The organism is Desulfosporosinus sp. BICA1-9 (assembly GCF_000802135.1).
Genome location: NZ_JUEE01000259.1, coordinates 1 through 7346 on the forward strand (window position 1 = coordinate 1; position 7346 = coordinate 7346).

General features: G+C 45.2%; 3 protein-coding genes and 2 pseudogenes. 1 reads left to right on the forward strand and 4 read right to left on the reverse strand.

The window, feature by feature from the left end; translation table 11 throughout:
- The coding region (locus JL57_RS32190; RefSeq protein WP_034145952.1) for a transposase at window positions 1–251 on the reverse strand (251 nt) is incomplete at its 3' end.
- An 82-nt stretch (window positions 252–333) separates the two neighbouring features.
- Between JL57_RS32190 and JL57_RS36095 the strand changes: the two are divergent.
- Window positions 334–423, forward strand: a pseudogene (locus JL57_RS36095) (transposase); the annotation flags it as partial.
- A 768-nt stretch (window positions 424–1191) separates the two neighbouring features.
- Here the strand turns inward: JL57_RS36095 and JL57_RS36100 are convergent.
- The 3 genes and pseudogenes from JL57_RS36100 to JL57_RS32215 all read right to left on the reverse strand — a co-directional run.
- Window positions 1192–5037 (reverse strand): cell wall-binding repeat-containing protein, encoded by a 3846-nt coding sequence (locus JL57_RS36100; protein WP_291300852.1) that lies wholly within the window; start codon window positions 5035–5037, stop codon window positions 1192–1194.
- A 398-nt stretch (window positions 5038–5435) separates the two neighbouring features.
- Window positions 5436–6500 (reverse strand): methionine synthase, encoded by a 1065-nt coding sequence (locus JL57_RS32210; RefSeq protein ID WP_034145955.1) that lies wholly within the window; start codon window positions 6498–6500, stop codon window positions 5436–5438.
- A gap of 528 nt (window positions 6501–7028) precedes the next feature.
- A pseudogene (locus JL57_RS32215) lies at window positions 7029–7346 on the reverse strand (hypothetical protein); the annotation flags it as partial.

Below are 7346 nucleotides of genomic sequence, written 5' to 3' on the forward strand. Positions count from 1 at the left end.
GCGTAACTTATACCCAAGCGTTTCATAAACACTGATATATCGCCATAGTCTTCTCTTAGCAATAAATGAACGTGATTGGTCATCAAGCAATACCCCAGTACGCTTACCCCGCTTTCTAGTGATACCTTTTTTGTGGTTTCCAGGTATCTCTGAAAATCATCTTCTTCGTGAAAAATATCCTGCTGGCCGATTCCCCGTACTATAACATGGTAGATTCCTGTTTCACTCTTCTTTCTTGGCTTCCTGGGCATTCCTTCACGCCCCTTCTTCCCTTTTCTCAGATTCTACCATGCATTCTAATTTGACACAAGAGAACCGTCCCCCCGTGTGCCCCGACGGTTTTTAATGCATATACTTCCCAAAGGGTTTATTAAAATAAGACATTATGGAATCCTTGCCAATCGGAACAAAAAGACAAAGCTGGCGCTGTGCAGAAAATTAACCGGTAGTCCCATTTACCTATCAAAATTCGATGGTCTTGAAACCCTTGAGATTCTTTGTCTTCTTGCCGGCAAGGATGTAACGATCTGTCCGAAGTGTGGGAAGGGTCACCTAAGAAAGGTAAATTTGATAGCTCCCACCACAGCATCACCATGATATTGGTAGAATTATATAGGATTTCAAGAAGCCCTTTCAGTGGGGAGGGGGAAGTTATGAGTTGTTATGCCCAAATCGTGCGAACTCTTACAAAAACTCTTACAAAAATGAACCTCTTATCTACGAAAAATCCCAAACTGTCACTACATAAAGCCCAAAGCAAACGATTGCTTTTCCATAGCTGAGTACAACCCGCGACTTCATTCTTCTGGGGCAATCAAAAATTTTGCTGTATATACACGTAATTATCTTTATGGCTCAATTATCAGTAGACCTGAGCGTTGAGCCTTTTCGACGTGCAAAACTTCCGATTGCGCCCTTTACGAACCGTCCCCGACTTGCACGCTACTTGCACACAAAATGGGTTATTATTGTTCCACCCCTCTTAATCCTTGAAAGGTATGAAAAAGTCCCCGGATGGATTTATCCAACCGAGGCCGATTTGATAAATAAGGAAGACCCCCGAACTTCGGGGGTCTTTTTCGACCCGAGCACAGATATATGGCAAACAAAACGTCCCTTTGACTTTTCAAACGTCTCTTTGACTTTTCAAACGTCTCTTTGACTTTTCTTTTTCTTTGACTTTCTTTTAAACTAGGCCGATAGTACGGTCACTGTTACGACATAGTTTTGTGTTGATCCATCTGTTGCTGTTACCGTGTATGTTACCGGAGATGTAAAGTCTTGTACTGTTCCTGTATTTGGTGATACGCTTGCCCCTGTTATGGCAATTGAGGTTGCCAATGCACTTACAGCCGTCCCAGACGGTACTGCAACAGCGATTGTATGTGACGCTTCATTTATCACGCCCACTACTGCAGGGTTCAATCCAACTAACACAAATGCTGTTATTGCTTTCGCTGCAATTGGGGCTATAGTTACCGTTACTGTATAGGTCTTGGTTGTTGAATCTCGTGCTGTAACGGTATAAGTTACCGGATTTGTGAAGTCATTTGCTGTTGTTCCACTTATTTGCGTTGTTGAACCTACAGTTACAGTGGAACCAGGTGAACTTACAAAGGTTGCTTTCAATGCCGTTACATCTGTTTGCTTAGGCACGGTCAACGAAATGTTTGTTCCATTTATTTCACTGGGTGCCAAGTCAGCAAAGCTGAATATTGTGATGTCTTTTGCACTGCTAGCAGAGTGCGCTGCAACTTCCACGCCTTCCGTCATCATATGTCCGCCTGCAACTACAGACACAATTTGCCAAAAACCAGAGTTATTCTGCAGTCTGAATGGGCCGTTCTCTTGATTAATGTTTGCCAAAATATTAAAAACTGCATTATTAGCTCCGGCTGTTACTGAAATGATTGGGACAATAGCATTATCTTTGTCGCGAAGGATTAAATCTCCAACAGCAAGACTGCTAACAGTTTTATGAAGATTAAGTGTAAAACCAGTATTTGTTACGTTGCTAATAAATGCCTTGTTCGGGACGACGTTATCCCTGCCTGCCAGTATCTGCAAGTATCCGCCTACCTTCTCACCATCCCCAGTGGCTCGAACGATGAAATGGTATCCCGCGTCAGCGGCGGTTGTTACGTAGGTTAAATTTGTCGCCCCGGGAATAACCGTCATCTCATAGGTCACAGGATTTACTCGGAACCATTGATAGGTCATGTATCGGTCGGTGTATACCAAGTCATCAGCATCCGACACATACTGAGTGGCAGTGAAGGACGCCGTTAAGCCCCTCCCGATAAAGGGTGCCATAACTCCTGAGATAACCATACTTTCATCAAGACCGTACCCTGTAAATCTAGTTACTACACTTGGCGATGGTGCTTCGATAATATTTGAAGTATAGCCAGCGCTATTTCCTCCAACTACCAGTAGGCGATATTGATAATCTCCTCCTGGATTTTTGATAGAGAAATTGTCTTGAGTAGCCGATTCGGTTGCTACATTAGAATAATTCGCCCATCCTACCCCATTGTCACTTGAATACTGCAACGTATAACCTGTTGCCCCAAAATCCTGAGGCGGTAAAAACTTCATCTCGACAATGTGGTCAATAATAGGATTCCCACTTAAAATCATTGTGACATACTTATGGTTTCTGTCTACATACAAACCGCCTATTTTATTATTTTCGCTTGCAAATGGAACAAATGTGGGAAGGGCCCCGCCCACGCCCGGCGTAAAATCACTGCCGTTTGCCTGTGCCGGTGTAAGCAGCGCAATCTCTCCCGCTTCAAGTGTTACTGTGACATCTTTAGTCCATGCATTTGCACCAGAGTTAACAACAGATGCGCCAACTAAATGAAGCTGTATCGCTGTAGGAAGAAAATTAAGCCCTGCGAATTTACTTTGTACAGCTGCAAGATTTGCATACGATATCGTTCCATCGTCTGCAATTCCCAAATCCTGCACATAAGAGACAGCTGAATTACCTGCGCCGTCCTTGATGGTTACCGTCGATGCAGCTGCATCCAAGTAGTAGGGAGCAGCTTTTGCTTGTGCATAGGTCACTGCATCGCTTGCTGCTGTAAATGTATATCCGAAAATAATACTACCAGATGAAATAGCAACATCTGCGTTGGTAATAGCACTTACTGCTACCGTTGATGTGGAGCTGCCACCGCCACCGCCATCAGAAGGGGTTACTGGTGTTACCGGAATGGTAGAACTTGTAGGGGTGGCTGTCGTTAGATTACCATTAACACTACCTCCGCCACTTAGGGTAACGCTGCCAGCGCTGGAACTAAGACTGGTTACTGCTGCTCCTGGCTTTACTACTATACTGGACGCAGCAGCCGTGTTCATCTTTGCTACTGTACCAGATACTACAGTTACAGACGAGCTATCGGTGATGGATACGCTGGCGAACTGACCAGCCAACTGGATCGCCTCTGACGAAGCTGCCTTTGCAACTTTCACGTTGCTTACAACTGCACCAGCTTCTGCCGTTAACTTTAGGCTTCCAGAAAGGGCAACATCGTTAGCGAACGTTCCCTGCAAGCCTACAGCAATTTGAGTATCTAGCCTTGGCTGGGCAGAAAGTACCCCAACATTTGCTCCGCTCTGTGATTCGACTGTGCCATTGGACTGAACCAGCGTAAACCCAAGCGTTGTACCAGCTTCAGCCACTACACGCGTACCTGGAGAAGAGCTGGATACCACTAGTCTATCAGCTTTAGTATTTTTCAAATGAATACTGTGATCTGCGCCCGATAGAACAACAATTCTAGTAGCTTGCACGCCGTCAAGAGTAGTAGAGCCTGCCTTACCTGGATCGACAAATACAGTGCCCTTTACAATGACATTCTGCAATGTTACGCCATCTGCATCGACAAGAATGTTCCCGTTGACTGTTAAGTCTTTAAATGCAGCATTAGGAGTGTTCAATTCCACAGCCCCGTTTAGAATGGCGGACTGGCCGGGCTGGGCATATCCTAAGCTTTGTACAGTCGAATCCGACATTACCGCAGTTCCTCCAAGAATTCCAGGATTCTTAAGAGCTATATCGGTCTGGATAAATGCTTTAGTGCCGACTGGAACGGCTTCTTTATTTGACAGTACAATAGCACCGCCAAGTTTAGCCGCCATAGGAGCACCTGTCAAAGAGTCTATAAGGCTGGTGTCATTTCCATTGGCGAAGAACATGCTGCCACCGACAATAAGGTTTTCGAATTGCTTTAACACTTCAGTGTTTGTATCAAAACGATCATTCCCGCCGAGTCTCAGGGCATTGGGAAGTGCATCCTTGACTAAGTTGGATACAACTGCCGTGCCACCTATGACATAGGTCTTGTTTATACCTGACGACTTGATGAAGTCAGACACAACTTTCGAAACGGAATCCTTATCAACGAGCAGAACCGGAATTCCTTTGGCTGCCGCAATCGGGGCAATCGAAATTGCGTCGACGTTGGCAAAGGCATTAGTTACTACAACTTCTTGAAACGGTTTAATTTTTTGGATTTCCTTGGCGATATTTACAGCTGTTTCATACCGATCATAACCGCCCAGCCGTACGGATTGAATTCCGGCTGCGGTAAGCTGACTCTCGACTTTAGCCGACATTACCGCCGTCCCACTTACCAGATAAACCTTAGTTACGCCAAGCTTTTTTAATTCATTCAACGTGCTGGCAGGTACTGAGTCAATGTCCGCCAAAAGGATTGGTCCATCGACCGCTTTGGCAAGACTTGAGGAGGCAAGTGCGTCTACCATGTTCCGATCTCCTGACGGTGCTAAGACTGCTGTGCTTGCCGACTGCCAGCCATGGTCTGCGATCTGAACTGCTGTACCATACCTATCATACCCACCAAGACGAGTAAGCGTATTAATTGAGCTCTGAGCAGACTGAACGTTGTACATTGATTTTACCTGCGCATCGCTTGCCATAGCTGCACCAGGAGTCAATCCCGAAGTAACTGTAAGTGCCGTGATAGCTAAGGATGCAATAAACCTATTTGCCTTAAATAATACCATCCAAGTTCCCCCCTCTTTTTATAATCAACCCAGTCCAACTTCAGTTTACTAAATTTCCCTCACTTTATCTATCACCCAATCGGGTGATAGATTTAAATTTCTTACAGGATATCTACCTCATCCCCCCGCCTCTATGCTCAGCGTCAGGGTGAGACTGAATATGTCCAACCCCTGCTGCACCGCACACAGGTCAATTCCGTTCGATAAAAATGTCATACTAATGTCAAAAAGCAGGCTACCCGAAAATGGGTAACCTGCTTTTTGTTATATAGTTGACCAAATGGAAAAGCCAAGGCCAGCGGACGTGCACTGCCCCGCCAACGCGCCATGGTCTTCTCCCGCCGTCTCCCCGTCTCTAGCCCGGACCTTCGCGCTTACAAAAGTGAATCTCCTTTGTGTCACACAAGGCCCCCAAGGCCTGCTAAAAGCCTATACACCTGTTCTGCCAATTCTTGGGGAAGTGTTCCCGTTCCACAGCTCGGTGTTAACATACTTTGTTGGCGAAGAAGGGATTCATCAACTCCACGTTTCACGAGTTCCTCGATATTACCTTCCAACCGGATTTTAAGGCTTTGCGAAGTTTCTTCCCAAGCAATCGGACTCGTGGGAACAATTCCCCAAGAAAGGATTCCTCCCCGTGTTAAAAATCTATTGAGTGGCTCCGCTAAGACCATCATGCTCTGCATATATTCGTAGGCGTCAAAATTCACGACCTGAACCTTAGAGTCAAAAAGAAGGGTCCAATCCATGCCTGCACAGACATGCACACCAGCAATTCCACCTTGCCGCAAGATCCCCTCAACAATCACATTCAGTTCTTCAATTAGAGGCTCCCTTTTCAACGTAATGTGGGTTGAAGCACCAAAGCCATAAAACCCTGGATCGTCAATCATCATAAGTACAGGTAAGCCAAACTGGCTGAGCTGTTTGGTCTGCCACTCAGCATGCAAGGCAAGGGTTTTAACCAGCATATCCCTGAGAGTATCATCATAATAACTCGACCGTCTATTTTTATCCGTAATCTGCATTCCCAAGGTCACCGGACCACTGAGCTGTCCCTTTAAAATTACAGCCTCCCTTGTTCCGTAATGTTCAAGATTACGACAAAAGACTTCAAACCCTTCCCCACCCTGTGAGCTGAATCCAAAGCGATCCAGCGCTTGTTGATCACCCTCAACCGCCTCTAAATACAACGTATAGAAAACTGTCATCCGCTCTACCCAATCCGGCGCATCAACTTGAAATTTTGGGTCTTCGACATCTGCTATGACTCCAGTTTCAACTAGGGCGTTGAGATATTGCCCAACAAAGGAGCTTTCTGCTCCGAGACGCGGAAGTTGCGGCCAATGGGGCGCGTGCGGAACACTTTTCCAAATCAATTCCAACGCTTCTTCACCATTGGTTAGTGGTACACTTCCAACTCCCGTTGCCAAAAAACCAGGTTTAAAGTTTCCTTTTTGCATATACAATCAATTCCCCATTCCGATAAAATAATTCAATACATTCTATATTGAATCCTACGTATAATCAACTTTTCCGTTGTCTATTTATTTAATGTGCGTCTTCACAAGGGTTTTGTGTTTTAGCCTTAACGGCAAGCGAACAGCAATGGAACGTATGCGACTGGGCTAATAAACATCCTCCCTACGGTCTCACCATGTGCCACAAATAAATCCAATCTGAGTAATGAAACAAGACCCAAACAAACAATACCCCCGCAATAATTCCAGGTAGCAATAAAAATGATCGGTAATGCCCACCAATCCGTCGGATATCATGGATGCGAATGGGCAAAAACAGGAACACAAAGGCAATGTAACTAATAATCGGAAGATAAAACGGTACCCCCCAAGGGAGCAAAGCCCAGCCAATTGAGATAAATACAGCAAAGTGGCAGCGTCGTTCCAACCAATAAACAAGCAAGACACAAGAGACACAAGGGGACGGAGACACAAGGGAGACACAAGGGGACGGTTCTTCTGTGTCAATGTCTAAGCCTTTCGGACAATGTGGAATGGAAAGCCAGTGATCCTGCATATTTGCCGCAGGCTTAATCCATCATTTCTTAAACGACTCAATATTTTGTTTCGTGCATCCTGGTCCATCTTCTGTAAAGCCGTTACTGGTTTACCTTTCATTATTCTCTTGGTGATTTCATATGCTTCGCTTTCGCTGATTCGTTTGGTCTTATCGCAATCCAGGCAGTGGTCTTCGTTACCCTCTTCTGTGAATTTTTTAAGTCCTTCAATTGCTTTTTTCTTTTCATTATGTACAATGCTTAAGATTAGACTGGTATCAGGAAATGTGGC